The 25,559-nt window shown below is 72.8% G+C and carries 22 protein-coding genes and 1 riboswitch; of the genes, 13 read left to right on the top strand and 9 right to left on the bottom strand.

Translation table 11 applies throughout. The annotated features are described in order from the left end of the window. Positions 1 to 18: 18 nt before the first annotated feature. On the bottom strand, positions 19 to 483 hold the full coding sequence (locus tag ACFZDK_RS10000) for an Asp23/Gls24 family envelope stress response protein (protein WP_355716036.1): 465 nt from the start codon (positions 481 to 483) through the stop codon (positions 19 to 21). Between the two features lie 87 nt (positions 484 to 570). Between ACFZDK_RS10000 and ACFZDK_RS09995 the strand changes: the two genes are divergently transcribed. Next, a complete protein-coding gene (locus ACFZDK_RS09995) occupies positions 571 to 1,266 on the top strand; it encodes a nucleopolyhedrovirus P10 family protein (protein WP_390971521.1) in 696 nt (231 codons plus the stop codon). Between the two features lie 86 nt (positions 1,267 to 1,352). Here ACFZDK_RS09995 and ACFZDK_RS09990 read toward each other — a convergent pair whose 3' ends face one another. From ACFZDK_RS09990 to ACFZDK_RS09975, 4 genes are all read right to left on the bottom strand, one after another. Then, the gene (locus ACFZDK_RS09990; protein WP_390971520.1) at positions 1,353 to 2,156 is read right to left on the bottom strand and encodes an enoyl-CoA hydratase-related protein; all 804 of its coding nucleotides are present in this window, start codon (positions 2,154 to 2,156) and stop codon (positions 1,353 to 1,355) included. Positions 2,157 to 2,284: 128 nt separating this feature from the next. After that, positions 2,285 to 2,503 carry a helix-turn-helix domain-containing protein gene (locus ACFZDK_RS09985; protein ID WP_046727957.1) on the bottom strand — a complete coding sequence of 73 codons (219 nt, stop codon included), beginning with the start codon at positions 2,501 to 2,503 and terminating at the stop codon, positions 2,285 to 2,287. Positions 2,504 to 2,863: 360 nt separating this feature from the next. Next, positions 2,864 to 4,462 (bottom strand): ATP-binding cassette domain-containing protein, encoded by a 1,599-nt coding sequence (locus ACFZDK_RS09980; protein ID WP_390971519.1) that lies wholly within the window; start codon positions 4,460 to 4,462, stop codon positions 2,864 to 2,866. Between the two features lie 92 nt (positions 4,463 to 4,554). After that, entirely contained in the window at positions 4,555 to 5,400 is an 846-nt protein-coding gene (locus tag ACFZDK_RS09975; RefSeq protein ID WP_390971518.1) for a hypothetical protein, read from the bottom strand. Between the two features lie 234 nt (positions 5,401 to 5,634). Here ACFZDK_RS09975 and ACFZDK_RS09970 point away from each other — a divergent pair, with 234 nt between their 5' ends. Together ACFZDK_RS09970 and ACFZDK_RS09965 are read left to right on the top strand one after the other, a co-directional pair. Continuing rightward, entirely contained in the window at positions 5,635 to 6,525 is an 891-nt protein-coding gene (locus ACFZDK_RS09970) for a neutral zinc metallopeptidase (RefSeq protein WP_390971517.1), read from the top strand. Between the two features lie 148 nt (positions 6,526 to 6,673). After that, a complete protein-coding gene (locus ACFZDK_RS09965; protein WP_390971516.1) occupies positions 6,674 to 7,087 on the top strand; it encodes a VOC family protein in 414 nt (137 codons plus the stop codon). 27 nt (positions 7,088 to 7,114) lie between these two features. Here the strand turns inward: ACFZDK_RS09965 and ACFZDK_RS09960 are convergent, their stop codons facing one another. From ACFZDK_RS09960 to ACFZDK_RS09950, 3 genes are all read right to left on the bottom strand, one after another. Next, positions 7,115 to 8,503: a hypothetical protein gene (locus tag ACFZDK_RS09960; protein ID WP_390971515.1), complete on the bottom strand. Its 1,389-nt coding sequence runs from the start codon at positions 8,501 to 8,503 to the stop codon at positions 7,115 to 7,117. A gap of 344 nt (positions 8,504 to 8,847) precedes the next feature. Beyond that, positions 8,848 to 9,975: an alpha/beta fold hydrolase gene (locus ACFZDK_RS09955; RefSeq protein WP_390971514.1), complete on the bottom strand. Its 1,128-nt coding sequence runs from the start codon at positions 9,973 to 9,975 to the stop codon at positions 8,848 to 8,850. A gap of 78 nt (positions 9,976 to 10,053) precedes the next feature. Beyond that, positions 10,054 to 10,788 carry a class II aldolase/adducin family protein gene (locus tag ACFZDK_RS09950; protein WP_390971513.1) on the bottom strand — a complete coding sequence of 245 codons (735 nt, stop codon included), beginning with the start codon at positions 10,786 to 10,788 and terminating at the stop codon, positions 10,054 to 10,056. Between the two features lie 196 nt (positions 10,789 to 10,984). Here ACFZDK_RS09950 and ACFZDK_RS09945 point away from each other — a divergent pair, with 196 nt between their 5' ends. The 10 genes from ACFZDK_RS09945 to cobI all read left to right on the top strand — a co-directional run bounded on the left by ACFZDK_RS09945 (position 10,985) and on the right by cobI (position 24,797). Beyond that, positions 10,985 to 11,743 (top strand): GH25 family lysozyme, encoded by a 759-nt coding sequence (locus ACFZDK_RS09945; RefSeq protein WP_390971512.1) that lies wholly within the window; start codon positions 10,985 to 10,987, stop codon positions 11,741 to 11,743. A 176-nt stretch (positions 11,744 to 11,919) separates the two neighbouring features. Further along, positions 11,920 to 13,158 (top strand): inorganic phosphate transporter, encoded by a 1,239-nt coding sequence (locus ACFZDK_RS09940; protein WP_390971511.1) that lies wholly within the window; start codon positions 11,920 to 11,922, stop codon positions 13,156 to 13,158. An 18-nt stretch (positions 13,159 to 13,176) separates the two neighbouring features. After that, complete coding sequence (locus ACFZDK_RS09935; protein ID WP_355716004.1) at positions 13,177 to 13,404, top strand: hypothetical protein; 228 nt, start codon at positions 13,177 to 13,179, stop codon at positions 13,402 to 13,404. A gap of 127 nt (positions 13,405 to 13,531) precedes the next feature. Next, positions 13,532 to 13,674: riboswitch (cobalamin riboswitch) on the top strand. Positions 13,675 to 13,773: 99 nt separating this feature from the next. Next, positions 13,774 to 14,715, top strand: a complete 942-nt coding sequence (locus ACFZDK_RS09930; protein WP_390971510.1) for a cobalamin biosynthesis protein — start codon at positions 13,774 to 13,776, stop codon at positions 14,713 to 14,715. Beyond that, positions 14,712 to 16,220, top strand: a complete 1,509-nt coding sequence (locus tag ACFZDK_RS09925) for a cobyric acid synthase (RefSeq protein ID WP_390971509.1) — start codon at positions 14,712 to 14,714, stop codon at positions 16,218 to 16,220. Before ACFZDK_RS09930 ends, ACFZDK_RS09925 begins: the two co-directional genes overlap by 4 nt. Beyond that, a complete protein-coding gene (gene cobN / locus ACFZDK_RS09920) occupies positions 16,217 to 19,873 on the top strand; it encodes a cobaltochelatase subunit CobN (RefSeq protein WP_390971508.1) in 3,657 nt (1,218 codons plus the stop codon). The genes ACFZDK_RS09925 and cobN overlap by 4 nt, the downstream gene beginning before the upstream one ends. Next, positions 19,870 to 21,873, top strand: a complete 2,004-nt coding sequence (locus ACFZDK_RS09915) for a putative cobaltochelatase (protein WP_390971507.1) — start codon at positions 19,870 to 19,872, stop codon at positions 21,871 to 21,873. Before cobN ends, ACFZDK_RS09915 begins: the two co-directional genes overlap by 4 nt. Beyond that, positions 21,873 to 22,481: a cob(I)yrinic acid a,c-diamide adenosyltransferase gene (gene cobO, locus ACFZDK_RS09910; RefSeq protein WP_390971506.1), complete on the top strand. Its 609-nt coding sequence runs from the start codon at positions 21,873 to 21,875 to the stop codon at positions 22,479 to 22,481. Before ACFZDK_RS09915 ends, cobO begins: the two co-directional genes overlap by 1 nt. Before the next feature lie 4 nt (positions 22,482 to 22,485). Beyond that, positions 22,486 to 24,048, top strand: coding sequence for a cobyrinate a,c-diamide synthase (locus tag ACFZDK_RS09905; protein ID WP_390971505.1), 1,563 nt, complete (start codon positions 22,486 to 22,488; stop codon positions 24,046 to 24,048). After that, entirely contained in the window at positions 24,033 to 24,797 is a 765-nt protein-coding gene (gene cobI, locus ACFZDK_RS09900) for a precorrin-2 C(20)-methyltransferase (protein WP_390971504.1), read from the top strand. Before ACFZDK_RS09905 ends, cobI begins: the two co-directional genes overlap by 16 nt. Before the next feature lie 11 nt (positions 24,798 to 24,808). Here cobI and ACFZDK_RS09895 read toward each other — a convergent pair whose 3' ends face one another. Further along, positions 24,809 to 25,537 (bottom strand): ZIP family metal transporter, encoded by a 729-nt coding sequence (locus ACFZDK_RS09895; protein ID WP_390971503.1) that lies wholly within the window; start codon positions 25,535 to 25,537, stop codon positions 24,809 to 24,811. Positions 25,538 to 25,559 lie beyond the last annotated feature (22 nt).

Raw genomic sequence — 25,559 nt, 5'->3', positions numbered from 1 at the left:
GTGCGCTCCTCTCAGCGGTCACTGGAGCCGGGACTCCGGCTCTTCTTCCTCTTCCTCCGGAAGCTTCACATCACTCACCGCGATGTTGACCTCGACCACTTCGAGTCCGGTCATGCGCTCCACGGCGGCGATCACGTTCTCCCGCACCGCGCGGGCGACATCGGAGATCGACACGCCGTAGTCCACGACGATCTCCAGGTCGAGCGCGGTCTGCACCTCGCCGACCTCGGCCTTCACCCCGCGGGTCACGGACTTCGAGCCGCCGGGCACCCGGTCGCGCACCACCCCGAAGGTACGGGCCAGTCCACTGCCCATCGCGTGCACGCCGACCACGTCCCGCGCCGCCAGCCCGGCGATCTTCTCCACGACACCGTCGGCGATCGTCGTACGCCCCCGGGTGGCCGGATCGCCGCCGCCCCGTCTGGTCGTCTTGCGGGTGGTCACCGTGGGGTCCTTCTCGGCCTCGGCCGCCGTCTCGCTCATCGCCGCGCGTCCCTTCCGGTCGTCGTCCTGCGACCACGGTAAGTGCGGATGCCCCGTCATGCCCCGGTGATGCGGCAGGCTGGAGGAATGACGGCGGACCGATGGGCAGAGGCGGTACGGCACCCCCTGGGCTTCGGCAGGCTGCTTCCGCTGGGCGGCCCGCACGACGGGGCCTGGCTCGCGGAGACGGCGGCCGACGGGGTGCTCCGGCGGGCGGCGGGCGAGGTGCCGGGCGTACGACTGGGGGCACTCCGGATCGCGCCGGCGGATCCGACCGACGTCCGGGAGCCCGCCGTACCCCCACCCCCCGGCGCCGTCCCACCGGGCCCGCTGCGCCTCTCGGCGGACTTCGCGGCAACCGCCACAGAACCCCTGCCGACGACGGCGGCCGCACTGCGCCGGGCCCTGGCGGCGGCCACGGACCGGCTCGGACTGGCCGTGACCGAAGTGGACTTGCGAGTGACCGACCTGCTGGACGAGGACACGGCGGAGCCGGCGGACGTACGACCGCCTCGGCCCCCGTCGGTCCGGGAGAGTGCCGACCCCGACGGGGCCAGGGTCACGGCGGCGGCGCTCACCGTGCCGGGAGTGGACCGGGTCACGGGCGCACTGAGCCGCGAGATCCACTTCGACGCCGCCCTGCCGCGCCGCCACGTCCGGGTGGAGGTGGCACTGGCCAACGGCCTACGGGCCGTGGAGGTGGCCCGGCAGGTCCGTACGACGGTCAGCGAGGCGTTGGACGATCAGCCGACCGTAGCCGTGCTTGTCACAAGCGTCGGCTGAAGCGCCCCGTCAGGGGCGCGGGGCTGCATTCGACGTGCGGCTCCGCCGCGTGGGGCGCGCTCAACCCCCACTCACCCGCAGGTGAACTACTCACCCACTCCCGCAAGGTCCCGCAGCCGCCGAGCCTGCGCCTGCCGCTCAGCAGCCCGCTGCTCGTCATACGTACGACCACCCGCACCACGCAGCAACGCCTTCGTCTCCACCACGGCATCCCGCGGCGCAGCCAACAGCGCCCCGGCCAGGTCCCGCACCGCAGCGTCGAGTTCGCCCACCGGCACGGCCACGCTCGCCAGCCCGGAAGCCACCGCCTCCTCGGCCAGGACGTACCGTCCGGTCGCGCAGATCTCCAGCGCGCGGGCATAGCCCACCAGGGAGACCAGCGGATGCGTACCGGTCAGGTCCGGCACCAGCCCCAGGCTGGTCTCGCGCATGGCGAACTGCACGTCGTCCGCGACGACGCGCAGGTCACACCCGAGGGCAAGCTGGAAGCCGGCCCCGATGGCGTGTCCCTGCACGGCGGCGATCGACACGATGTCGTTGCGCCGCCACCAGGTGAACCCCTCCTGGTATTCGGCGATGGTCGCGTCGAGTTCGGCGTCGTCGCGGTGCGCGAGCTCGATGAAGGTCGGCTCGCCCGGGATCCCTTCCGGTGTGAACATCTGCCGGTCGAGGCCCGCGGAGAAGGACTGGCCCTCGCCGCGCAGCACGACGACCCGGACCGACCCCGGCAGTGACCGCCCGGCCTCGGCCAACGCCCGCCACAGTGCGGGGCTCTGGGCGTTGCGCTTGGCCGGGTTGGTCAGCGTCACCGTGGCGAGCGCGTCGTCGACGGTGAGCCGTACGCCGTCCTTGTCGAGAACAGGAGTGAGGTCCTGGTCGGGCGAAGCCATGGGGCGCCTCCGATGTGTGCGGTCATCACGCATTGCCGTACGGCATGCTAAGTGACTGCACAGTAACCACCCGGTCGATCACCCGACCGACCGGGTGGCCACCATCGAAGCCGATGGGCCGCCCGGGGTCAGGACGCGGCTTTCTTGCCCCGCGTCGCCCCGCCACGCCCACGCAGCGTGACACCCGACTCACTGAGCATCCGGTGGACGAAGCCATACGAGCGGCCGGTTTCCTCGGCCAGTGCCCGAATGCTCGCACCGGAGTCGTACTTCTTCTTCAGGTCTGCCGCGAGCTTGTCGCGCGCGGCGCCGGTTACCCGGCTGCCCTTCTTCAGAGTCTCGGCCACCCGTGCCTCCTCATGGGAAGTGCGCTCTGGTCCCCTCATGATCACCCCTCCGGGGCGCGATGGCCACCCATTCGGCAAGGTCCGTGAGACATCGTTGTGACGACAGGAGCACATCCCCACAAGCGGAATCTGTTGTTCCGGTGAGAGTTGTCCACACGGCCGAACGGGTTCTTTCGCGAAGTACCAGGTCAGGCACGACAAGCGGCCGACCCCTTGTCGACAATGGGATCGGCCGCGAAATCGATGTAGGACACACCTCGATACGAGGAGATCTCACACAGATGATGGATCACCGATAGGCCGAATGATCCATAGCCAGTGGATCAGGCATTCGATCAAACGACGGCGACACACGCGTTCTCAGGCGAGGGCGACGAGGTCCGCGTAGTCGGCGCCCCACAGGTCCTCGACACCGTCGGGGAGCAGGATGATCCGCTCGGGCTGGAGCGCCTCGACGGCACCCTCGTCGTGGGTGACGAGGACGACCGCGCCCTTGTAGGTGCGCAGGGCGCCGAGGATCTCCTCGCGGCTGGCGGGGTCGAGGTTGTTGGTCGGCTCGTCGAGGAGCAGGACGTTCGCGGAGGAGACGACCAGGGTGGCGAGGGCGAGACGGGTCTTCTCGCCGCCGGAGAGGACCCCGGCCGGCTTGTCGACGTCGTCACCGGAGAACAGGAACGAGCCCAGCACCTTGCGGACCTCGACGAGGTCCATGTCGGGGGCGGCCGAGCGCATGTTCTCCAGGACCGTGCGGCCCGGGTCCAGGGTCTCGTGCTCCTGGGCGTAGTAACCCAGCTTGAGGCCGTGGCCCTCGATGACCTCGCCGGTGTCGGGCTGCTCGACGCCGCCGAGCAGTCGCAGCAGGGTGGTCTTGCCGGCGCCGTTGAGGCCGAGGATGACGACCCGGGAGCCCTTGTCGATGGCCAGGTCGACGTCGGTGAAGATCTCCAGCGAGCCGTACGACTTCGACAGGCCCTCGGCGGTCAGCGGGGTCTTGCCGCAGGGCGAGGGCTCAGGGAAGCGGAGCTTGGCGACCTTGTCGGAGACCCGGACGGCGTCCAGGCCGGCCAGCAGCTTGTCCGCGCGGCGGGCCATGTTCTGCGCGGCGACCGTCTTGGTGGCCTTGGCACGCATCTTGTCCGCCTGGGAGTGCAGCGCCGCGGCCTTCTTCTCGGCGTTGGCGCGCTCGCGCTTGCGGCGCTTCTCGTCGGCCTCGCGCTGCTGCTGGTAGAGCTTCCAGCCCATGTTGTAGACGTCGATCTGGGCGCGGTTGGCGTCCAGGTAGAAGACCTTGTTGACGACCGTCTCGACCAGGTCGACGTCGTGGGAGATCACGATGAAGCCGCCGCGGTAGGTCTTCAGGTAGTCGCGCAGCCAGACGATCGAGTCCGCGTCGAGGTGGTTCGTCGGCTCGTCGAGCAGCAGGGTGTCGGCGTCCGAGAACAGGATCCGGGCCAGCTCGATACGGCGGCGCTGACCGCCGGAGAGCGTGTGCAGGGGCTGGCCGAGCACCCGGTCGGGCAGGTTGAGCGCGGCGGCGATGGTGGCGGCCTCGGCCTCGGCGGCATAGCCGCCCTTGGTGAGGAACTCCGTCTCCTGGCGCTCGTACTGCCGGAGCGCCTTCTCGCGGGTGGCGCCCTGGCCGTTGGCGATGCGCTGCTCGTTCTCGCGCATCTTGCGGATCAGTACGTCGAGACCGCGCGCGGACAGGACGCGGTCGCGGGCGAGGACGTCGAGGTCACCGGTGCGGGGGTCCTGCGGGAGGTAGCCGACCTCGCCGGAGCGGGTGACGGTGCCCGCGGCAGGGATGCCGTCACCGGCCAGCACCTTGGTGAGGGTGGTCTTGCCGGCGCCGTTGCGGCCGACCAGCCCGATGCGGTCGCCCTTGGCGACACGGAAAGTGGCGTTCTCGATAAGGATGCGGGCACCGGCGCGCAGCTCGATACCGGAGACGGAGATCACGGACAGACTCCAGAGCGTACGGAGAGTGACGGGTGGGCGGCTGAGGACGTTCCCGCCGTCTAATGCGCGAGGAGAATGGCCATGGGCCAAGTCTAACGGGGCGGCGCAAGCGCTTTTTCGGTGCGCGGGTGTTCGGGGCGGCCCGCTCCGGGGGGTTCGTTGCCCAGGGGCTCGCGGTGCGGGGCGATCCCGCCCAGGTCGTCCACGGCGACGAGCTGTTCCGTCCAGGCGCCGTGCCGACAGGGCTGGGCGACGAGCAGGGCGGTGCCGTGACGAACGGCACGCTCCGGGTGGAACGCGCAGCCCGCGCGGGCGGGCAGCACCCAGCGCAGGTCGCCGTCGGCGGTGCGGTAGGCGGCGATGCGCGACGGGGTGACGACGGCGAGGATGCCGCGGCCCAGGGGGCGCAGGACGCCGGTGGCGCCCTGGCGGCGGAGCCACCCGGTGGCGGCGGGCAGAGCGCGGTGCCAGCGCACGGCGCGACCGTCCGTGTCGGTGACGAGCCCGTCGTCCCAGAGGGCGATCGCGTGCCCCCGCGCGGGCAGCACGCTGAGCGGACGGCGGCCCACGCGCGCGTACCGCCACCGCAGGGTCCGCCCCTCGTAGGCCTCGACGACGTCCGCACGCGCGCGTGCGGTGTGCGCGGGCGGGCCGGGGGTGAGGCGGTCGCCGTAGGGGGCGGGGCGGATCGTGTGGGCGACGGCGAGCAGGGCGGTCATGACGAGGAGGGTGGCGGCGAGGGCGAGGGAGCGGTGAGGGCGCTTTCGGGTGGGGCGCGCGGGCGCGGGGGCGGCCGGGCGGTGCACTTCCCGGTGTTCCGAGCGGTGCTCCGGGAAGTGCGCCGGGGGCCGCGCCGGGGGGTGCACCGCTTCGTCCGCCTCGTCCGGGGGGTTCTCCGTTTCGGGCGGCGCGGTCCTCCCGTACGGCAGAACAGCCACCGTTTCCCCCCTTCGGCGCCCGGCCGGGTGCCCGTGTCCCATCGATCAGGCGCAGAGCGTAGCCACGCCCGCGAGGCGGGGCCGGGCGTGACGCGGCGGCGGGGCGGGACGTCGCCCGATCGGGGGTCGGTCCGGCCACCGACGCGAAGTGGCGGCGCGGAAGGCGCAAGGTGGATGCGGAGGGGTGCAGCGGGATCCGGGGGACGGTGCGGTGCGAGCAGGAGGCGGTGCCCCATGCAGTTCGACGACGACGCGAACCTGGACGCCTCCGAGGTCCAGGACGTGCGCGGCAGGCGGGTCCCGGGCGGGAAGGCGACCATCGGCGGCGGCCTCGCCGGTCTGATCGCGCTGCTGCTCGCCCTGTTCTTCGGCGTGGGCCCGGACCAGTTGGGCCTCTCCTCCGGTGACAGCTCGCCCGCGCCCGCCTCCTCCTCGCTGGCGCAGGTGCAGCAGAGCTGCCGTACCGGACAGGACGCGAACACCAAGGAGGACTGCCGGATCGTGGCGGTGGTCAACAGCGTGCAGGACTTCTGGAAGCAGGAGTTCCGGCAGCGCCGGGGCACCTACACCGCCGTGCCCACGGTCTTCTTCACCGGGCGGGTCGGCACCGCGTGCGGGACGGCGACCTCGGCGGTGGGGCCGTTCTACTGCCCGGGCGACCGGAAGGTCTATCTGGACCTCGGCTTCTTCGACGAGCTGCGGTCCAAGTTCGGGGCGAGCGGCGGGCCGTTCGCCCAGGCGTACGTCGTGGCGCACGAGTACGGGCACCATGTGCAGGACCTGATGGGCACGTTGAGCCGGTCGCAGGACAACATGACCGGGGTGAACAGCAACGCGGTACGGGTGGAGCTCCAGGCCGACTGCTACGCGGGGGTGTGGGCACGGCACGCGACGACCACGAAGGACGAGTCGACCGGCCGGCCGCTGATCACCAGTCTCACGAACGCCGACATCCGGGACGGCCTGGACGCGGCGGCGGCCGTGGGCGACGACCGGATCCAGGAGAGGTTCCAGGGGCGGGTGACCCCGGAGACCTGGACGCACGGGTCGGCGCAGCAGCGGCAGGCATGGTTCTACCAGGGCTACCGGACCGGGGACATGGCCCGGTGCGACACCTTCCGCTGAGCCATTGAGCCGCCGAGCCGCTGCCCCGTCAAGCCACTGACCTGCAACGACCGTGCGGGCATGGGGCGTTGTCAGTGCCGGGTGCGAGACTGTGCAGCAGGTCGGAACGACGGCTTTCGGGGGACCGGCACACGAGGGAGTGATCGGGATGGCAGGTACGACCGGCGGACGGCCGAGCATCTATCCGTCGCTGCTGTACACGGACGCGAAGGCGGCGATCAAGCAGCTGACGGAGGCCTTCGGCTTCACCGAGCTGTCGGTGTACGAGGGCGAGGACGGCATGGTGCTCCACGCCGAGCTGGTGCAGGGCAACGGCGCGATCATGCTGGGCTCCAGGGGCCGCGGCGGCCGCTTCGACGCGGCGATGGAGGGCGCGGGCCCGGCCGGGGTGTACATCGTCGTGGACGACGTCGACGCACACCACCAGCGGGCCGTGGACCACGGCGCCGAGATCCTGATGCCCCCGACGGACCAGGACTACGGCTCGCGGGACTACATGGCCCTGGACGTCGGGGGCAACGTCTGGAGCTTCGGCACCTACGCCCCCGAGATAACGGCCTGACCCTGCCCCCCTACCCGGCCCCCGCGGCTATCGGCCGGTGTGCACCTGGAAGGCGGCCCGGCGGACGGCCTTGGCCAGCGCCGGGTCCGGGTGGGCGGCGGCCAGCGCGACCAGGACCTGCACGGTGCGCGGGTGACCGACGGCGCGCACCTCGTCGAGCAGCGCGGGGACGGTGGGCTGCAGCGCCGACTCCAGATGACGCACGAGCAGCGGCGCCTCGCCGTGGTCGGCGACCGCGGCGGCCGTGTCCACCCAGAGCCAGGTGGCCTCTTCGCGGGTGAGCACCTCGTGGGCGTCCTCGGGGTCGACCCCGTCGTGCTCGGCCAGCCACAGCAGGGCGTACGGCCGCAGGGTGGGTTCGTCGACGACCGCGCGGACGTCCGGTTCGGCGGGGGCGCCGACGACCCGCAGCGCCTCGAAGGCGAGGCCGCGCAGCAGGGCGTCCTCGCCGCGGGCGGCGTCGACGAGTTCGGTGACGGCGCCGCCGACGGGGCGGGCGGCGAGCCAGGCGCGGTACTCGGCGCGGGCCGCGTTGGGGCGGAGCTGGGCGCAGCCGCGGAGCATCTCCTCGGCGGCGACCTCGATGTTGCCGGCGGGGCTCTGCGCGGCCACGCAGATCTGCTCCAGCTTGACCCAGACCGCCCAGCTGCCCAGCGGGGTGAGGGTGGCCTGGCCGTCGCCGTAGGTCAGCGCGCCGACGGAGCCGAGGGCGTGCAGGGACCAGTCGAGGAGGGGGGCGAGCTCGGCGTTCTCGGCGGGGGCGGGGTCCTCGGCCGGTGCGCGGTCCGCCGGGTCGGCGTCGGCGGAGCGCAGGGCGGCGACGGGCCCGGCGGACCCGGTCCCGTTCTCCGTGTCGTAGGGCACCTCGCAACGCTCGGTGCGCAGTTCGGTGACCCGCTGCCGGAGCAGGTCCAGGAGCTGCTCGACCGGGACGGGACCGGCGGACAACTGGAGGAAGGAGAGCACCTGGGGCATGGCCGAGACGACCTCGGCGACGGCGGCGGCCTCGACGTCCGTGGGCTCCGGATGGGCGAGCGACCAGGCGTCGAAGAGGGCGACCCAGCCGCGCAGTACGGCGCTGTCGTCGCGGTCCCAGGCGCGCAGGCGCCAGCCGGGGCGCGCGCTGTCGCCGTGCACCTCGACCAGGCCGGCGAGCCGGGCGGTGTCCCAGTCGGCCCGGATCTGAGCCACGGTCAGGCCCAGGTCGCCGGCCGCGCGTTCGGCGGTGGCGTCGGCGAGGGTGGCCTTGCCGTCGGCGGTCGCGCCGTCGCTGCCGGGACCGAGAGCCGCGTCGGCCCAGTGGGCGACGCGGGCCGCTCCGGCGAGCCGGGAGCGTGCCATTCTGGCCAGCTCGCCGGGGGCCGGGGTGCCCTCGGGCGGGCGTGGTGCGGGGCGGCGCGCGGGCCGCTGGTTCATCGCTCGGGGGGCTGCGGCCAGGGGTCGCGTTCGGACGAGTCGAAGCCTTGAGTCGCGCGGGATACGGGACGTCACGGGTGCAGTCTTCCGGTTGACGGTCCGAAAACCCAAACGGAATGTCACGGCGGGCGACGGGGCTGGCCAACGCACGGGGTTCGGCGGGAGGCGGGGAGACATGTTCAGGCCAGTGGTACGGCCTTAAACGGAACCCGCGCGACCGACTGGAACCAGGGCCTCCGGCCCGGGCCGAGGCGGCGCGCCGGAAGGAGCGTGAGTGCGGGAAGAATCACATCGCGGGGTCGCGTCCGGGGATGACGCGGGACCCTGTGCAAGGGGGGATGCCGTCACATCAGGGGCGTGAGGAACCGGCGCAGCCGCTCCTCGTAGTGCTTGGGGTCGGCGTTCCACATCGCCCCGTGCGGGGCGTCGGGGACGGTGTAGAGGGCGACCCGGTCCGGGCGCCGGGCGGCGAGCCGGCGGGAGTGGGTCCAGGGGGCCACCGTGTCGTCGGGGCCGTGGATGATCAGGGTGGGCACGGTGGGGTGGTCCGGGCCGACGGGGTCGGCGAGGTGGTCGGCGTGCAGGCCGGCGCGGCCCTGGGCGGCGCGCACCGCGAGCGGCAGCAGGGGCTCGGGGGTGTGCCGGGCCTGGGCGAGGGCGCGCAGGGTGGCCTCCCAGCTGAGCACCGGGGAGTCCAGGACCAGCCCGGAGACGCGTTCGCGCAGTGCCGAGTGGGCGGCGGCGCGCAGCGCCATGGTGGCGCCGGTGGACCAGCCGTACAGGACGACGCGGCGGGCGCCGTAGCGGACGGCGTAGCGGATGGCCGCGTCCAGGTCGCGCCACTCGCTCTCGCCGAGGTGGTTCAGGCCGTCCGGGGGGCGCGGGGCGCCGAGGTCGCCCCGGTAGGCGAGGGCGAGGACCGGCAGCCGGCGGCCGTGCAGGAACCCCATGACGTTCATGGCCAGCTCGCGGGTGGCGCCCAGACCGTGCACGGCGATCACCCAGGTGTCCCGGTAACCGGGCACGAACCAGGCGGGCAGCGGGCCGAGTTCGCCGGGGATGTCGATGTCGGCGCACTCCAGGCCGAGCGCGGCCCCCGGCTCGCCGATGTGGACGTTGGGCGTGAGCCAGACCTTGTCGCCGGTCTCCAGGGTGCCGTGCGTCACCCGTTCCAGGCGCCGCACGACGCTGTCCGGGGTGCTCGCGGCGGACTCCAGGACGGCTCCGACGACCGCGTGCGTGCCGTCGCCGGCCAGGCCGTACCGGCCGGGGCGCAGCGAGGCGAGGTCCCGGGTGAGGGTGATGCGGCCGGCCGCGGTGGAGTGCACGGTGAGCCGGGGTTCGGTGGGCAGGGGCCGGCCCGGCGGCGCCTTGAGCGCGGCGCCACTGGCGAACCGCCCCGCGGCCACACCGGCCGCGCCGGCGGCGAGTACGGCACCGACGGCGGCGGCCGTGACTTTGACTGGGCGCACCTGTCCAGTGTCGGGGCGGACCGGGGCGGCGGCCAGTGGAGGGAACGCGTCTCCCCGAAGGACCGGGCACCGCCGCCTTCACTCCTTGCGCTGTCCGTACCCCCGCAGCTTCTCCCCCGCCTCCGCCACCTGTTCCGCGGAGAGCAGGGTCGGGGTCAGGCCGGGCACCGAGGACGCCGTCAGCCACAGGCGGCACATCCACTCCAGCTGGGCGGTGCGGTCGTAGGCCTGGGACAGGGTGGCGCCGTAGGTGATCGTGCCGTGGTTGCGCAGGAGGCAGCCGGAGCGGTCGGTCAAGGCGCGGAGCATGTTCTCGGCCAACTCGTCGGTGCCGTAGGTCGCGTACGGGGCGACCCGGACGGCGCCGCCGAGGGCCCCGGACATGTAGTGGATCGCCGGCAGCTCGGGGACGAGCGTCGAGACGGCCGTCGCGTGGACGGCGTGGGTGTGGACGACGGCCCGGGCGTCGGTGGCGCGGTAGATCGCGAGATGCATCGGCAGTTCGCTGGTCGGGACCAAGGCGCCGAGCACCCGCCGGCCGGAGAGGTCCACGCCTGTCACGTCGTCGTCGGTGAGCCGGTCGTAGGGCACGCCCGACGGTGTGACCAGCACGGTGTCGTCGACGCGGACCGAGACGTTGCCGGAGGTGCCGACGACCAGTCCGTCGGTCACGGTGCGGCGGGCCGTGGCGACGAGTTCCCGCCAGGCGCCCGCCTCCGCCGCGCGTACATCCCGCCTTCGCAGGTCCGACACACCCTGTGCGCCACCCCGTTCGGCCCGTCCGTCACGCTCGTCCCGCCGCCGCTCAGCCATGGCCCGATCCTGTCAGCCGACACCCCGACCGGCCCGCGCGGCAGGGCACTTCAGGCCCGGCGTCCCGCATCCAGTAGAGCGCAAATCACTGCAAAGAGTCCTATGTCGAGGCTTGGCTGAAGATCGCCGATCATAGGCCGATCTTCCAATAATCTCTGGACGATTTTCCGTGCGCGTTGCCATTCCGGGGGGAAACATGGCCCGTGACAGCTCTCCGCCGTACCGCCACCGCGTCCGCGTCCTCGCGGCGTCCGTGGCGGCGCTCGCCCTCGTGGGGGCCGCGACCGCGCTCGCCGGGACGCCGGCGTCCGCGGCGGGCCCGCCGAAGGGGCACGACGTCTCCTCGCACCAGAAGAACGTCGACTGGTCGAGCGCCAAGGCGAAAGGCGCCCGGTTCGTCTACATCAAGGCGACCGAGTCCACCACCTACCGCAACCCCTACTTCAGCCAGCAGTACAACGGCTCGCGCAAGGCGGGGATCCTGCGGGGCGCGTACCACTTCGCCCTGCCGGACAAGTCGTCGGGCGCGCAGCAGGCGGCCTACTTCGTGAGCCACGGCGGCACCTGGACCGCGGACGGCTGGACGCTGCCGCCCGCCCTCGACGTCGAGTACAACCCGTACGACAAGAAGCACCGGTGCTACGGGCTGAGCAACTCCAGGATGGTCCAGTGGATCAGGTCCTTCAGTGACGAGCTGAAGCGGGAGACCGGCCGGCGGCCGGTGATCTACACGACCACCCACTGGTGGAACCTCTGCACCGGCGGCAGCAGCGCCTTCGCCGCCGACCATGCGCTGTGGATCGCCCGCCACGGCTCGGCGGACGCGGGATCGCTGCCGGCCGGATGGTCGTACTGGACCTTCTGGCAGTACGACAACAGCGGCAGTCTGCCGGGTGACCAGAATCTCTTCAACGGGTCGATGGGCCGGCTGAAGTCGTTCACCCTGGGCCTCTAGCCGCGAGGCCGACCAAGGGGCACCTGGGCCGCCGGACCGGAAACGGAACTACGGCCCAGGCGCCCTTCTTCGCGGACCCGAACAGTGACACCCTTGCGCCCACCCCAGTTCACCTTCCGTTCATCCAGGTTGCCTACGGTCCAACGGCTGATGACCTCTAAAGATTGTCTGGGTAAATGGAAAGCTTCTCGCTGATCCTCGCGATTGTGGTCGTCACCGCACTCGCGTTTGATTTCACGAACGGTTTCCACGACACCGCCAACGCGATGGCCACGACCATCTCGACCGGCGCGCTCAAGCCCAAGATCGCGGTGACCATGTCCGCCGCGCTCAACCTGGTGGGCGCCTTCCTCTCTGTGGAGGTCGCCAACACGATCTCCAAGGGCCTCGTCGACGAGAACGGCATCCGCCCCGAGGTCATCTTCGCCGCCCTCGTCGGCGCGATCCTCTGGAATCTCGTGACCTGGCTGGTGGGCCTGCCCTCCAGTTCCTCGCACGCCCTCATGGGCGGTCTGATCGGCGCCACCGTCGCCTCGGCCGGCTTCGGCGCGGTCCACGGCGACGTGCTCGTCACCAAGGTCCTGCTGCCGGCGGTCGCCGCCCCGCTCGTCGCGGGCCTCGCGGCGACGCTCGCCACCCGACTGTCCTACGCGCTCTCGAAGAACGCCGAGGACGAGGCCACCCGCAAGGGCTACCGCGCCGGCCAGATCGCCTCGGCCGGCCTGGTCTCGCTCGCGCACGGCACCAACGACGCGCAGAAGACGATGGGCATCATCACCCTCGCACTGATCGCGGGCGGTTCGATCGCCCCCGGCTCGAACCCTCCCACCTGGGTCATCCTCTCCGCCGGTCTCGCCATCGCGCTCGGCACCTACATCGGCGGCTGGCGGATCATCCGCACCATGGGCAAGGGCCTGACCGACCTTCAGCCGCAGCAGGGCTTCGCCGCTCAGACCAGCGCGGCCACCGCCATCCTGGCCTCCTCCCACCTCGGCTTCTCCCTCTCCACCACGCACGTCGTCTCCGGCTCGGTGATAGGCGCGGGCCTCGGCCGCAAGGGCGGCACGGTCCGCTGGTCCACCGCGACCCGCATGGTGATCGCCTGGCTGCTCACCCTCCCCGCCGCCGCGCTGGTCGGCGCGCTCGCCGAGTCCGTGACGGACCTCGGCGACTGGGGCACCGCGGCCGTCGCCGTCTTCCTGGTGGCCGCCAGCGCCACGATCTGGAAGCTGTCCCGCCGCGAGGTCGTGGACAGCGGCAACGTCAACGACACCGCAACCGGCGAGCCGGCCGGTGTGGTGACCACGGCGATCGCCGCCGTGACCCCGCCGCCCGCGGGCACCGTCACGGACGGCCTGACGGCCACCATCCCCTCCCCCGCCGCTCCCGCGACCGACCCGGCCGCCACCGTCTGACCCCGAGGAAGAACCGACATGAACATCGACTGGGCAGCCATCGGCTCCGTCTTCGGCGTCAGCCTCGTGGTCGCGGTGGGCCTGGTGGCCCTCTTCACCCTCGGCATCAAGGGCCTCTCCGCCCGCGAACGCGCCACCGCCCAGGGCAACTCGGCGGCCCTCGCCGTGACCGCCGCCTACCTCTGCTTCGCGGGCTGCGCGGCCGCCGTGGCGTACGGCATCCACCTGATCGTGGCCAAGGCCTGACCGATTCCGAGAAGGCTCCTCCCCGGCACATGCGGGGAGGAGCCTTCGGCATGTCCCAGGAGTCCCGCCGGGCAACCGGTGTGGGTCTTCGCACACTCTCCCCTCGCAGGTCAACGGCAAGTTGACGGGTCTTCCGGGGGCATGGTGGACTTCCTGAGCCATGTACGGCGGCAAGAGAGGAAGCCGGTGTGAATCCGGCGCGGTCCCGCCACTGTCACCGGGGTAGCAATCCCCGGGAGCCAGGAACTCTCACCGCCGGTCTCGTCGAACCAGGGCGTGGACACCCTGAGTGAGGACATATCGCCATGCGCGGCTGCCGATCGAGGTTCCGTACCCGGCCCTTCCCCGACCCCGCGGCCGGCTGAGCCGATGGGTGCCGATCGCGTCTTCGCGTACGGCGCCGCCGCCGGCCTCCTCGGTGACCTGCTGCTCGGCGATCCTCGCCGGGGGCATCCGGTCGCCGCGTTCGGGCGGGCGGCCGGGGCCGTGGAGCGGGTGCTGTGGCGGGACCACCGCGGGTGGGGCGCGCTGCACACCGCCGTGTGCGCCGGCGGCGCCGTGGCGCTGGGGGCCCTGGCCCAGCGGGTCGTACGACCGTCCACCGCCGCGTCCATGGCCCTCACCGGCGCCGCCACCTGGGCCGTCGTCGGCGGCACGTCGCTCGCCCGCGAGGCGCGGGCCATCGGGCACGCCCTGGAGGCGGGGGACGTCGAGGCCGCTCGCGCCCGGCTGCCGCATCTGTGCGGGCGGGACCCGCAGGCCCTGGACCCCGACGGGATCGCCCGGGCCGTGGTGGAGTCGGTCGCCGAGAACACCAGCGACGCCGTTGTGGGGGCGCTGGTGTGGGGGGCCGTGGCCGGGGTGCCGGGGCTGCTGGGGTTCCGGGCCGTGAACACGCTGGACGCCATGGTCGGGCACAAGTCGGCGCGGTACCGGCGCTACGGCTGGGCCTCCGCCCGGCTGGACGACGTCGCCGGGTGGCCGGGGGCGCGGCTGACGGCCGTACTGGCGACGGTCGCCGGTGGCGATGCCCGGGGCGCCGTACGGGCCTGGCGGGCCGACGCCGCGAAGCATCCGAGTCCCAACGCCGGGCCCGTGGAGGCCTCGTTCGCGGGGGCGTTGGGGGTGCGGCTCGGGGGGACGCTGTCGTACGGCGGCCGGGTCGAGCACCGGCCCGTGCTGAATCAGAAGGGGCGGGCCGTGGCGGTCGCGGACATCCGGCGGGCGGTACGGCTCTCCCGTCGCGTCGGTGTGCTCGCGCTCGGCGCGACCGTCACCGCACGACTCATCGCGAAGGGACGGACGTCATGAACGGTGGTCTCCTCGTCGCCGGCACCACCTCCGACGCCGGCAAGAGCGTCGTCACCGCCGGTATCTGCCGGTGGCTGGTGCGGCAGGGGGTGAAGGTCGCGCCGTTCAAGGCGCAGAACATGTCCCTCAACTCCTTCGTCACCCGCGAGGGTGCCGAGATCGGGCGGGCGCAGGCCATGCAGGCGCAGGCCTGCCGGGTCGAGCCGACCGCGCTGATGAATCCCGTGCTGCTCAAGCCGGGTGGCGAGCAGAGCAGCCAGGTCGTGCTGCTCGGCAAGCCGGTCGGTGAACTCAGTGCACGCGGCTACCACGGCGGGCGGCAGCAGAAGCTGCTCGGGACCGTGCTCGACTGCCTGGCGGAGTTGCGGGGCACGTATGACGCGGTGATCTGTGAGGGGGCCGGCAGTCCCGCCGAGATCAATCTGCGGCGGACGGACATCGTGAACATGGGGATCGCGCGCAATGCGCGGCTTCCCGTGCTGGTCGTGGGGGACATCGACCGCGGGGGCGTGTTCGCCTCCTTCTTCGGGACCGTCGCGCTGCTCTCACGGGAGGACCAGGAACTCGTCGCCGGGTTCCTCGTCAACAAGTTCCGCGGGGATGTGAGCCTGCTGGAGCCCGGGCTCGACATGCTGCACGGGCTGACCGGGCGGCAGACGTACGGCGTCCTCCCCTTCCGGCACGGCCTCGGCATCGACGAGGAGGACGGGCTCCGGGTCTCCCTGCGCGGGACCGTCCGCGAGTCGGCCGTCGCCCCGCCCGTCGGCGCGGACGTGCTCCGGGTCGCCGTCTGTGCCATCCCCCTGATGTCCAACTTCACGGACGTGGACGCGCTGGCCGCCGAACCCGGGGTCGTGGTGCGGTTCGTGGACCGGCCGGAGGAGCTGGCCGACGCCGACCTCGTCGTCGTCCCCGGTACCCGGGGGACGGTCCGGGCCCTGGAGTGGCTGCACGAACGGGGGCTCGCGGACGCGCTGCGGCGCCGGGCCGCCGAGCAGCGGCCGGTCCTCGGCATCTGCGGCGGCTTCCAGATCCTCGGCGAGCACATCGAGGACGAGGTCGAGAGCCGGCGGGGGCGGGTGGAGGGTCTCGGGGTGCTGCCCCTAAGGGTGCGGTTCGCCCCCGAGAAGATCCTTACCCGGCCGGAGGGGACGGCACTCGGCGAGCGGGTCGAGGGCTACGAGATCCATCACGGGGTCGCCGAAGTCACCGGAGGCGAACCCTTCCTGGACGGGTGCCGGGTCGGGCAGACCTGGGGCACGCACTGGCACGGCTCCCTGGAGTCGGACGGTTTCCGGCGGGCCTTCCTGCGCGAGGTGGCGGCCGCCGCGGGCCGCCGGTTCGTGCCGGCCCCCGACACCTCGTTCGCCGCGCTGCGCGAGGAGCAGCTCGACCGGCTCGGCGACCTGATCGAACAGCACGCGGACACCGACGCGCTCTGGCGGCTCATCGAGTCGGGCGCGCCGCAAGGACTGCCTTTCATTCCACCGGGAGCGCCCGCATGAGCACAGTGTTGTTGTTGTCGACCGCCGACACGGATCTGCTGGCGGCCCGGGCCGCCTCCGGTGCCGGCTACCGGATCGGCAATCCGACGCGCGTCGACGTCGCCGAGGAGCTGCCCGCGCTCGTCGAGGGCGCGGACATCGCCGTCGTGCGGCTGCTCGGCGGCAAGCGGGCCTGGGAGGACGGGCTCGCCGCGCTGAAGGCCGCCGGGATCCCGACCGTGCTGCTGGGCGGCGAGGCGGTGCCGGACGCCGAGCTGATGGCCGAGTCGTCGGTGCCCGCCGGTGTGGTGGCCGAAGCCCTCAAGTACCTCGTCGAGGGCGGGCCCGCCAACCTGCTGGAGCTGTCCCGGTTCCTCTCCGACACCGTGCTGCTGACCGGCGAGGGGTTCACCGAGCCGCACAAGATGCCCGAGTACGGGGTGCACGGCTCCTACGAGGTCCGAGGCGGCCGTCCCACGGTCGGCGTGCTCTTCTACCGGGCCCATGAGCTGAGCGGCAACACCGCCTTCGTGGACACCCTGTGCGAGGCGATCGAGGCGCGGGGCGCCAACGCCCTTCCGGTGTACTGCGGTTCGCTGCGCGGGGCGGACGCCGGGCTGTACGAGATCCTCGCCGGGGCGGACGCGCTGGTCGCCACCGTGCTGGCCGCCGGCGGCACCCACGCCTCGCACGCCTCGGCCGGCGGCGACGAGGAGGCCTGGGACATCGGCGCGCTCGCCGACCTGGACGTGCCGGTGCTGCAGGGCCTCTGCCTGACCTCCTCGAAGAGCGCCTGGGACGAGTCCGACGCCGCGCTCTCCCCCATGGACGCGGCGATGCAGGTCGCCATCCCGGAGTTCGACGGACGGCTGATCACGGTCCCCTTCTCCTTCAAGGAGCAGGGTCCGGACGACGTCCCGGTGTACGTCGCCGACCCCGAGCGGGCCGGACGCGTCGCCGGAATCGCCGTACGGCACGCCCGGTTGCGGCACAAGCCGAACGCGGAGAAGAAGGTCGCACTGGTCTTCACCGCGTATCCGACCAAGCACTCCCGGGTCGGCAACGCGGTCGGTCTGGACACCCCCGCGTCGGCGGTGCGGGTGCTGGACGCCCTCCGGGACGCCGGGTACGGCGTCACCGCGTACCCGTCCGGCGGCGACGAGTTGATCCACCGGCTCATCGAGGCCGGTGGGCACGACGTCGAGTGGCTGACCGAGGAGCAGCTGGCCGCCGCGCCCGCGCGGGTGCCGCTGGCCGACTACCGGGCGTGGTTCGAGAAGCTCGACCCGGAGCTGCGGGACGCGATGACGGAGGCGTGGGGTGAGCCGCCGGGCTCGCTGTACGTCGACGGGGACGACATCGTGCTCGCCTCCCTGCAGTTCGGGAACGTCGTCGTGATGATCCAGCCGCCGCGCGGCTTCGGGGAGAACCCGATCGCGATCTACCACGACCCGGACATGCCGCCGTCGCACCACTACATGGCGGCCTACCGGTGGCTGGACAACTCGTTTGGCGCGGACGCGATCGTGCACATGGGCAAGCACGGCACGATGGAGTGGCTGCCGGGCAAGGGCCTCGGGCTGAGCGCCGGCTGCGCGCCGGACGCGGTCCTCGGCGACCTGCCGCTGATCTACCCGTTCATCGTCAACGACCCCGGCGAGGGCACCCAGGCCAAGCGGCGCGGGCACGCCACCGTCGTCGACCACCTGGTCCCGCCGATGGCCCGCGCCGACACCTACGGCGACCTGGCCAAGCTGGAGCAGCTGCTCGACGAGTACGCGCTCGTCTCCGACCTGGACCCGACGAAGGCGCCGGCCGTCCGGGCGCAGATCTGGACGCTGGTCAAGGCGGCCGAGCTCCACCACGACCTGCATGTGGACGAGCAGCCCGAGGACGACGACTTCGACTCGTTCGTCATGCACATCGACGGCTATCTCTGCGAGATCAAGGACGTGCAGATCCGCGACGGCCTGCACATCCTCGGCGGCGGCCCGGTCGGCGAGGCGCGCGTCAACCTGGTGCTGGCCGTGCTGCGTGCCTCGCAGGTGTGGGGCGGGCAGGCCAACGCGCTGCCGGGGCTGCGGGCCTCCTTCGCGGCCCACTTCGGGCTGGTCGAGAAGGAGTTGCTGGCCGAGCCGGGAGCGCCGGTGAAGGTGCCGGTCGAGCTGTCGGATCTCGTCGAGGGTCCCTCGCGGACCGCGGCCGACGCGATCGACCTGCTGGAGCAGCTGTGCCGCCGGGTCGCGGAGGGCATGGAGCAGCGGGACTGGGCCGTCGCCGGGAGCCGCGCGCTCGTGCGTGAGGTGCTGGGCACCGAACTCCCGGACGCGGTCGCCGTGTTGGAGTTCGCCTGCAACGAGGTCGTACCGCGTCTCGCCCGGACCACGGACGAGATCGGGCACATCCTGAAGGCCCTGGACGGCGGTTACGTCCCGGCGGGTCCGTCGGGCTCGCCGACGCGCGGACTGGTCAACGTCCTCCCCACCGGCCGGAACTTCTACTCGGTCGACCCCAAGGCCATTCCGTCCCGGCTGAGTTGGGAGGTCGGCCAGTCGCTCGCGGACTCGCTCGTGCAGCGGTACCTCCAGGACACCGGGGAGTACCCGAAGTCCGTCGGCCTGACGGTGTGGGGCACCTCCGCGATGCGCACCCAGGGCGACGACATCGCCGAGATCCTGGCGCTGCTGGGCTGCCGTCCGGTGTGGGACGAGGCCTCGCGCCGGGTGACCGGCTTCGAGGTGATCCCCCTCGACGAGCTGGGCCGGCCGCGCATCGACGTCACGGTCCGTATCTCCGGCTTCTTCCGGGACGCGTTCCCGCACGTGGTCGGACTGATCGACGACGCGGTGCGCAAGGTGGCCGAACTGGACGAGCCCGCCGAGTCCAACTACGTGCGGGCGCACGCCGACGAGGACACCGCCGAGCACGGCGACCGGCGGCGCGCGACGGCCCGTATCTTCGGCTCCAAGCCGGGGGCGTACGGGGCCGGGCTGCTGCCGCTCATCGACGCGCGGAACTGGCGCTCGGACGCCGACCTCGCCGAGGTGTACGCGGTGTGGGGCGGTTACGCCTACGGGCGCGGGCTCGACGGGCGGGCGGCGCGCGGGGACATGGAGACCGCGTTCAAGCGGATCGCCGTCGCCGCGAAGAACGTGGACACCCGCGAGCACGACCTCGTCGACGCCGACGACTACTTCCAGTACCACGGCGGCATGGTCGCCATGGTCCGTCATCTGACCGGCGCCAACCCCGAGGCGTACGTGGGTGATTCGGCCACGCCGGACCAGGTGAAGACGCGCACGCTGGGCGAGGAGACGCACCGGGTCTTCCGGGCGCGGGTGGTCAACCCCCGCTGGATGGCGGCGATGCGCCGGCACGGCTACAAGGGTGCCTTCGAGATGGCGGCGACCGTCGACTACCTCTTCGGCTACGACGCCACGGCGGGCGTGGTCGACGACTGGATGTACGAGAAGCTCAGCGCGGAGTACGTCTTCGACGCGGAGAACCGGGACTTCATGAAGAAGTCCAACCCGTGGGCGCTGCGCGGGATCACCGAACGGCTCCTGGAGGCCGCCGACCGGGGCCTGTGGGCCGAGCCGGACGCGGACACCCTGGAGAGGCTGCGCGCCACCTATCTGGAGCTGGAAGGCGACTTGGAGGGCGACGACCAGTGAGCACCCCCTTCCCCTTTACCGCCGTCGTCGGCCAGGACGACCTGCGGCTCGCGCTGCTGCTGAACGCCGTGTCCCCGGCGGTCGGCGGGGTGCTGGTGCGCGGCGAGAAGGGCACCGCCAAGTCGACCGCCGTACGCGCTCTTTCGGCGCTGCTGCCGGCCGTGGACGTGGTCGCCGGCTGCCGGTTCTCCTGCGACCCGGCCGCCCCGGACCCGGCCTGCCCGGACGGCCCGCACAACCCGCCCGGGGCCTTCGAGTCCCGACCGGCGCGGATGGTCGAGCTGCCGGTCGGCGCCTCCGAGGACCGGCTGGTCGGGGCGCTTGACATCGAGCGTGCGCTCGCCGAGGGCGTGAAGGCCTTCGAACCCGGGCTGCTGGCCGACGCGCACCGGGGCATCCTCTACGTCGACGAGGTCAACCTCCTCCACGACCATCTGGTCGACCTGCTGCTGGACGCGGCCGCGATGGGCGCCTCCTATGTGGAGCGCGAGGGTGTCTCGGTCCGGCACGCGGCGCGGTTCCTGCTCGTCGGCACGATGAACCCCGAAGAGGGCGAGCTGCGGCCGCAGTTGCTCGACCGGTTCGGGCTGACCGTGGAGGTGGCCGCCTCCCGCGAGCCCGACCAGCGGGTGGAGGTCGTACGGCGACGGCTCGCGTACGACGACGATCCGGCCCAGTTCGCGACGCGGTGGGCCGGTGAGGAGTCCGCCCTCCGGCAACGGGTCGTGGCGGCACGGGAGTTGCTGCCGTCGGTGCGGCTGGGCGACGGGGCGCTGCGGCAGATCGCGGCGACCTGTGCGGCCTTCGAGGTCGACGGGATGCGCGCCGACATCGTGATGGCGCGGACCGCGACGGCGCTGGCCGCGTGGGACGGGCGGACCGAGGTGCTGGCGGAGGACGTCCGGCAGGCCGCGCTGCTCGCGCTGCCGCACCGCAGGCGCCGCAACCCCTTCGACGCGCCGGGACTCGACGAGGACAAGCTGGACCGGACGCTGGAGGAGTTCTCCGGGGAGGACCGGAGCGACGACGATCCGGATCCCGACGGTCCCGGCGGGGGCGGCGGGCAGCCGCAGCCGGACGAGGGGCCGCAGGGCGACGGGGGCGCGGACGGTGCCGCCCGGCCCGAGGCCGGGGAGGGCGACGGCGTACCGCGGCAGGCCGGGGGCGGGGAGCAGGCTCCGGTGCGGGCCGCCGAGCCCTTTCGCGCCAAGGTGCTGAGCGTGCCGGGGATCGGCGAGGGGGCCGCCGGGCGGCGGTCCCGGGCGCGGACCGAGCACGGGCGGACCACGGGTGCGCGCCGGCCGCGCGGTGCGCTGACCAAGCTGCACCTGGCGGCGACCGTGCAGGCCGCCGCCCCGCACCAGCGGGCGCGTGGGCGGTCCGGGCCGGGGCTGGTGATCCGGCGGGACGATCTGCGGCAGGCGACCCGGGAAGGGCGTGAGGGCAACCTCGTGCTGTTCGTGGTCGACGCGTCCGGGTCGATGGCCGCCCGGCAGCGGATGAGTGCCGTGAAGGGGGCCGTGCTGTCGCTGCTGCTCGACGCGTACCAGCGGCGGGACAAGGTGGGGCTGGTGACCTTCCGGGGGTCGGCCGCCGAGGTGGCGCTGCCGCCGACGTCGTCGGTCGACGCGGCCGCCGCCCGGCTGGAGTCGCTGCCGACCGGTGGGCGTACACCGCTCGCGGCCGGGCTGCTCAAGGCGCACGACGTGCTGCGGGTGGAGCGGTTGCGGGATCCCGCGCGGCGGGCGCTGGTGGTGCTGGTGACCGACGGACGGGCCACGGGCGGGCCTGAGCCGGTCGCCCTGGCCGGGCGGGCGGCCCGGCTGTTCGCGGCCGACGGGGTCGCCTCGGTGGTCGTGGACTGCGAGTCCGGGCCGGTGCGGCTGGGGCTCGCCGGACAGGTGGCCCGTGAGCTGGGCGGGACGGCGGTGACGCTCGACGAACTGCGGGCGGACTCGATCGCCGGGCTGGTCAAGGACGTACAGAGGAGGGCCGCGTAATGCCGCAGGGGCAGCCGAGTGTCGTACCGGAGGACGGGCTGACGACCCGTCAGCGCCGTAACCGGCCGTTGGTGGTCGTGCACACGGGCGTGGGCAAGGGCAAGTCCACCGCCGCCTTCGGGCTCGCGTTGCGGGCCTGGAACCAGGGGTGGCCCATCGGGGTGTTCCAGTTCGTCAAGTCGGCGAAGTGGAAGGTCGGCGAGGAGCGGGCGCTGCGCGTCCTCGGGGACTCCGGGGAGGGCGGGTCCGTCGACTGGCACAAGATGGGCGAGGGCTGGTCCTGGGTTCAGCGGGACATCCAGGGTGACAACTCGACCAACGAGGAGAAGGCCCGGGAGGGCTGGGAGCAGGTCAAGCGGGACCTCGCCGCCGAGTCGTACCAGCTGTACGTGCTCGACGAGTTCGCGTACCCGATGCACTGGGGGTGGGTGGACACCGACGAGGTGGTCGAGGTGCTGCGCAACCGGCCCGGGACCCAGCATGTCGTGATCACCGGGCGGAACGCGCCGGAGAAGCTGGTCGACTTCGCGGATCTCGTCACCGACATGTCCAAGGTCAAGCACCCGATGGACGTGGGGCAGAAGGGACAGAGGGGCATCGAGTGGTGAGGTCGTGGTGAGTTCCCTTTCCGTCCCACGGCTGGTCATCGCCGCGCCGTCGTCCGGCAGTGGCAAGACCACCGTTGCCACGGGGCTGATGGCCGCGTTCGCCGCACGGGGGCTCGCCGTGTCTCCGCACAAGGTGGGGCCGGACTACATCGACCCCGGGTACCACGCGCTCGCCACCGGGCGGGTGGGGCGGAACCTCGACGCGTACCTGTGCGGGCCGGAGCTGATCGGTCCGCTGTTCGCGCACGGTGCGCGCGGCTGCGATCTGGCCGTCGTCGAGGGGGTGATGGGGCTGTACGACGGGGCCGCGGGCGAAGGCGAACTCGCGTCCACGGCGCATGTGGCGAAGCTGCTGCGGGCGCCGGTGGTGCTGGTCGTGGACGCGTCGTCGCAGTCGCGGTCGGTGGCGGCGCTGGTGCACGGGTTCGCGTCGTGGGATCCGGAGGTGCGGGTCGGGGGCGTGATCCTGAACAAGGTGGCGTCGGACCGGCACGAGGAACTGCTGCGGGAGGCGCTGGAGTCTTCTGGTGTGCCCGTGTTCGGGGTGCTGCGGCGGGTGGCGCGGGTGGATACGCCGTCGCGGCATCTGGGGTTGGTGCCGGTCGCCGAACGGCGGGCGGAGGCGGTGGACGCGGTGGCGGCGATGGCCGCGCAGGTCGCCGACGGGTGTGACCTGGAGGGGCTGCTGGGGCTGGCGCGGGGGGCGGGGGTGTTGTCGGGTGCGGCTTGGGATGCGGGTGAGGCCCTGGTTTCCCCGCCCCCGCCGCCCCTGCCCGTCCCGTCCTCCAGAGGCGCTGCCCCTTCGACCCCGTCCTCGGGGGCTGCCGCCCCCGGACCCCCGCTTCGGCCCGAAGGGCCCCGTCCTCAAACTCCCCCAGAGGGGGCACCCCCAGACGGGCTGGAGAGGGTGCGGGCCGGGCTGGAGGGAGTGCCGGACGGCCTGAATGGGGTGCCGGACGGGCTGAATGGGGTGGTGGCTGTTGCCGGTGGGGCCGCGTTCACCTTCTCCTATGCCGAGCATGGCGAGTTGCTCGCCGCCGCCGGGGCCGAGGTGGTGGTGTTCGATCCGCTTCGGGACGAGCGGCTGCCCGAGGGGACGTGCGGGTTGGTGATCGGGGGTGGGTTTCCCGAGGTGTACGGGGCCGAGTTGTCCGCGAACGAGACGCTCAGGAAGGACATCGCCGCCCTCGCGCGGAGCGGTGCCCCGGTCGCCGCCGAGTGTGCCGGGCTGCTGTACCTCTGCCGGGAGCTCGACGGGCTGCCCATGTGCGGGGTGCTGGACGCGGGCGCGCGGATGTCGGAACGGCTGACTCTCGGGTACCGGGATGCCGTCGCCGTCGGGGACAGTGTGCTGGCCGTGGCCGGGACGCGGATGCGGGGGCACGAGTTCCACCGGACCGTGGTGGAGCCGCGGGCGGGGGCGGCGCCCGCGTGGGGTGTGCGCACCCCCCGGCCGCATGTCGAAGGTTTTGTACAGCAGGGTGTGCACGCGAGTTATCTGCACACGCACTGGGCGTCCGAGCCCGGTGTGGCCCGAAGGTTCGTGGAGAGGTGCCGGACGTCATGAGCAGCAGCAGGTTGGTCGGAGTCGGGGTGGGTCCCGGTGACCCCGAGCTGGTGACCGTCAAGGGGGTCAACGCCCTGCGCGCGGCCGAGGTCGTCGTCGTGCCCGTGATGGCTGCGCTTGATGGAAAAGACGGGGGTGAGCGGGGGCGGGCCGAGGCCACGGTGCTGCACTACGTCGGCGCGGAGAAGGTCGTACGGGTCGTGTTCGCGCTCAACGAGCGCAGTGACCGGGGGCGCCGGGAGGCCGCCTGGGACGCGGCCGGGGCCACGGTCGCCGAGCTGCTGCGGGCGCACGGGTCGGTCGCCTTCGCTACGATCGGGGATCCGAATGTCTATTCGACGTTCACGTATCTCGCGCAGACCATCGCGGAGCTGGTGCCGGAGGCGGTCGTGGAGACCGTGCCCGGTATCACCGCCATGCAGGATCTCGCCGCCCGCTCCGGGGCCGTGCTCACCGAGGGGACCGAGCCGCTGACGCTGGTGCCCGTGACGGCCGGTGCGCAGGCGCTGAAGGACGCGCTGAGCGGGCCGGGGACGGTCGTGGCGTACAAGTTCGGCCGGCAGGCCGGTGCGGTGGTGGAGGCGTTGCGGGAGACCGGGCGGGTGGACGACGCCGTGTGGGGGTCGGCGCTGGGCCTCGACGAGGAGTCGATCCGGCCCGCCGCCGAACTCGACGGCTCCCCGCTGCCGTACCTCTCCACCCTGATCGCGCCCCCGCGCCGGGACGGTGGCAGAGGCGGGAAACTGTGAGCCGCGCGGCCTCAGCCGGAGACGCCCACCACCAGCCAGATGAAGGCGGCGCCGGCCACCGTGCAGAGCAGGGTGGAGCGGGCCGGGTGTTCGTGGTGGGCCTCGGGGAGGATCTCGGCGGCGGCCAGGTAGAGCAGGACACCGCCGAAGAGGCCGAGATAGCCGCCGAGCAGGGTCTCGGGGATGGTGAAGAAGATCGTGGAGAGGGCACCGAGGACCGGTGCGCAGGCGTCCGCGACCAGCATGCCTATCGCCCGGCGGCGCGCGTTGCCGTACAGGCTCGTGAGGGTGAACGTGTTGAAGCCGTCCGCGAAGTCGTGGGCGATCACGGCCAGCGCGACCGCCGCGCCCATGCCGCCGCCCACCTGGAAGGCCGCGCCGATCGCCACACCGTCCATCGCGCTGTGGCCGACCATCGCCCCGGCCGCCGTCAGCCCCACCTCGGGGGCCCGGTGACCGTGCTCGTCGCCGCCGTGCGCGGCCTGGCGCAGGGCCAGGGTGCGCTCCACCAGATGGGCCAGCAGGAAGCCGGCCACGAACAGGAGCAGGGCGGCCGGTACGCCGAAGACCTCGCGGCCGGCCGCGCGCAGCGCCTCCGGCAGCAGGTCGAGGCCGACCACCCCGAGCATCAGACCGCCGGCCAGGCCCAGGACCAGGTGGCGACGGTCGGTCACGCGCTGTGCCGTCCAGCCGCCGGCCAGCGTCATCAGGAACGCGCCGAGCGCGACGAAGACCGCCATGGGGCCTTCGTATCCGATCGAC

Origin of the sequence: Streptomyces sp. NPDC007901, assembly GCF_042959465.1 — a bacterium.
GTDB lineage: Bacteria > Actinomycetota > Actinomycetes > Streptomycetales > Streptomycetaceae > Streptomyces.
Note: the sequence above shows the minus strand (reverse complement) of the source record. Positions and strands in the feature narration are given on the sequence as shown.

Excerpts from the sequence above, each read along its gene's own strand:
- ACFZDK_RS10000 (WP_355716036.1), bottom strand. The coding sequence starts at position 483 with ATGAGCGAGACGGCGGCCGAGGCCGAGAAGGACCCCACGGTGACCACC.
- ACFZDK_RS09995 (WP_390971521.1), top strand. The coding sequence starts at position 571 with ATGACGGCGGACCGATGGGCAGAGGCGGTACGGCACCCCCTGGGCTTC.
- ACFZDK_RS09990 (WP_390971520.1), bottom strand. The coding sequence starts at position 2,156 with ATGGCTTCGCCCGACCAGGACCTCACTCCTGTTCTCGACAAGGACGGC.
- ACFZDK_RS09970 (WP_390971517.1), top strand. The coding sequence starts at position 5,635 with ATGCAGTTCGACGACGACGCGAACCTGGACGCCTCCGAGGTCCAGGAC.
- ACFZDK_RS09965 (WP_390971516.1), top strand. The coding sequence starts at position 6,674 with ATGGCAGGTACGACCGGCGGACGGCCGAGCATCTATCCGTCGCTGCTG.
- ACFZDK_RS09960 (WP_390971515.1), bottom strand. The coding sequence starts at position 8,503 with ATGAACCAGCGGCCCGCGCGCCGCCCCGCACCACGCCCGCCCGAGGGC.
- ACFZDK_RS09950 (WP_390971513.1), bottom strand. The coding sequence starts at position 10,788 with ATGGCTGAGCGGCGGCGGGACGAGCGTGACGGACGGGCCGAACGGGGT.
- ACFZDK_RS09945 (WP_390971512.1), top strand. The coding sequence starts at position 10,985 with ATGGCCCGTGACAGCTCTCCGCCGTACCGCCACCGCGTCCGCGTCCTC.
- ACFZDK_RS09940 (WP_390971511.1), top strand. The coding sequence starts at position 11,920 with ATGGAAAGCTTCTCGCTGATCCTCGCGATTGTGGTCGTCACCGCACTC.
- ACFZDK_RS09935 (WP_355716004.1), top strand. The coding sequence starts at position 13,177 with ATGAACATCGACTGGGCAGCCATCGGCTCCGTCTTCGGCGTCAGCCTC.
- ACFZDK_RS09930 (WP_390971510.1), top strand. The coding sequence starts at position 13,774 with ATGGGTGCCGATCGCGTCTTCGCGTACGGCGCCGCCGCCGGCCTCCTC.
- ACFZDK_RS09925 (WP_390971509.1), top strand. The coding sequence starts at position 14,712 with ATGAACGGTGGTCTCCTCGTCGCCGGCACCACCTCCGACGCCGGCAAG.
- cobN (WP_390971508.1), top strand. The coding sequence starts at position 16,217 with ATGAGCACAGTGTTGTTGTTGTCGACCGCCGACACGGATCTGCTGGCG.
- cobO (WP_390971506.1), top strand. The coding sequence starts at position 21,873 with ATGCCGCAGGGGCAGCCGAGTGTCGTACCGGAGGACGGGCTGACGACC.
- ACFZDK_RS09895 (WP_390971503.1), bottom strand. The coding sequence starts at position 25,537 with ATGGCGGTCTTCGTCGCGCTCGGCGCGTTCCTGATGACGCTGGCCGGC.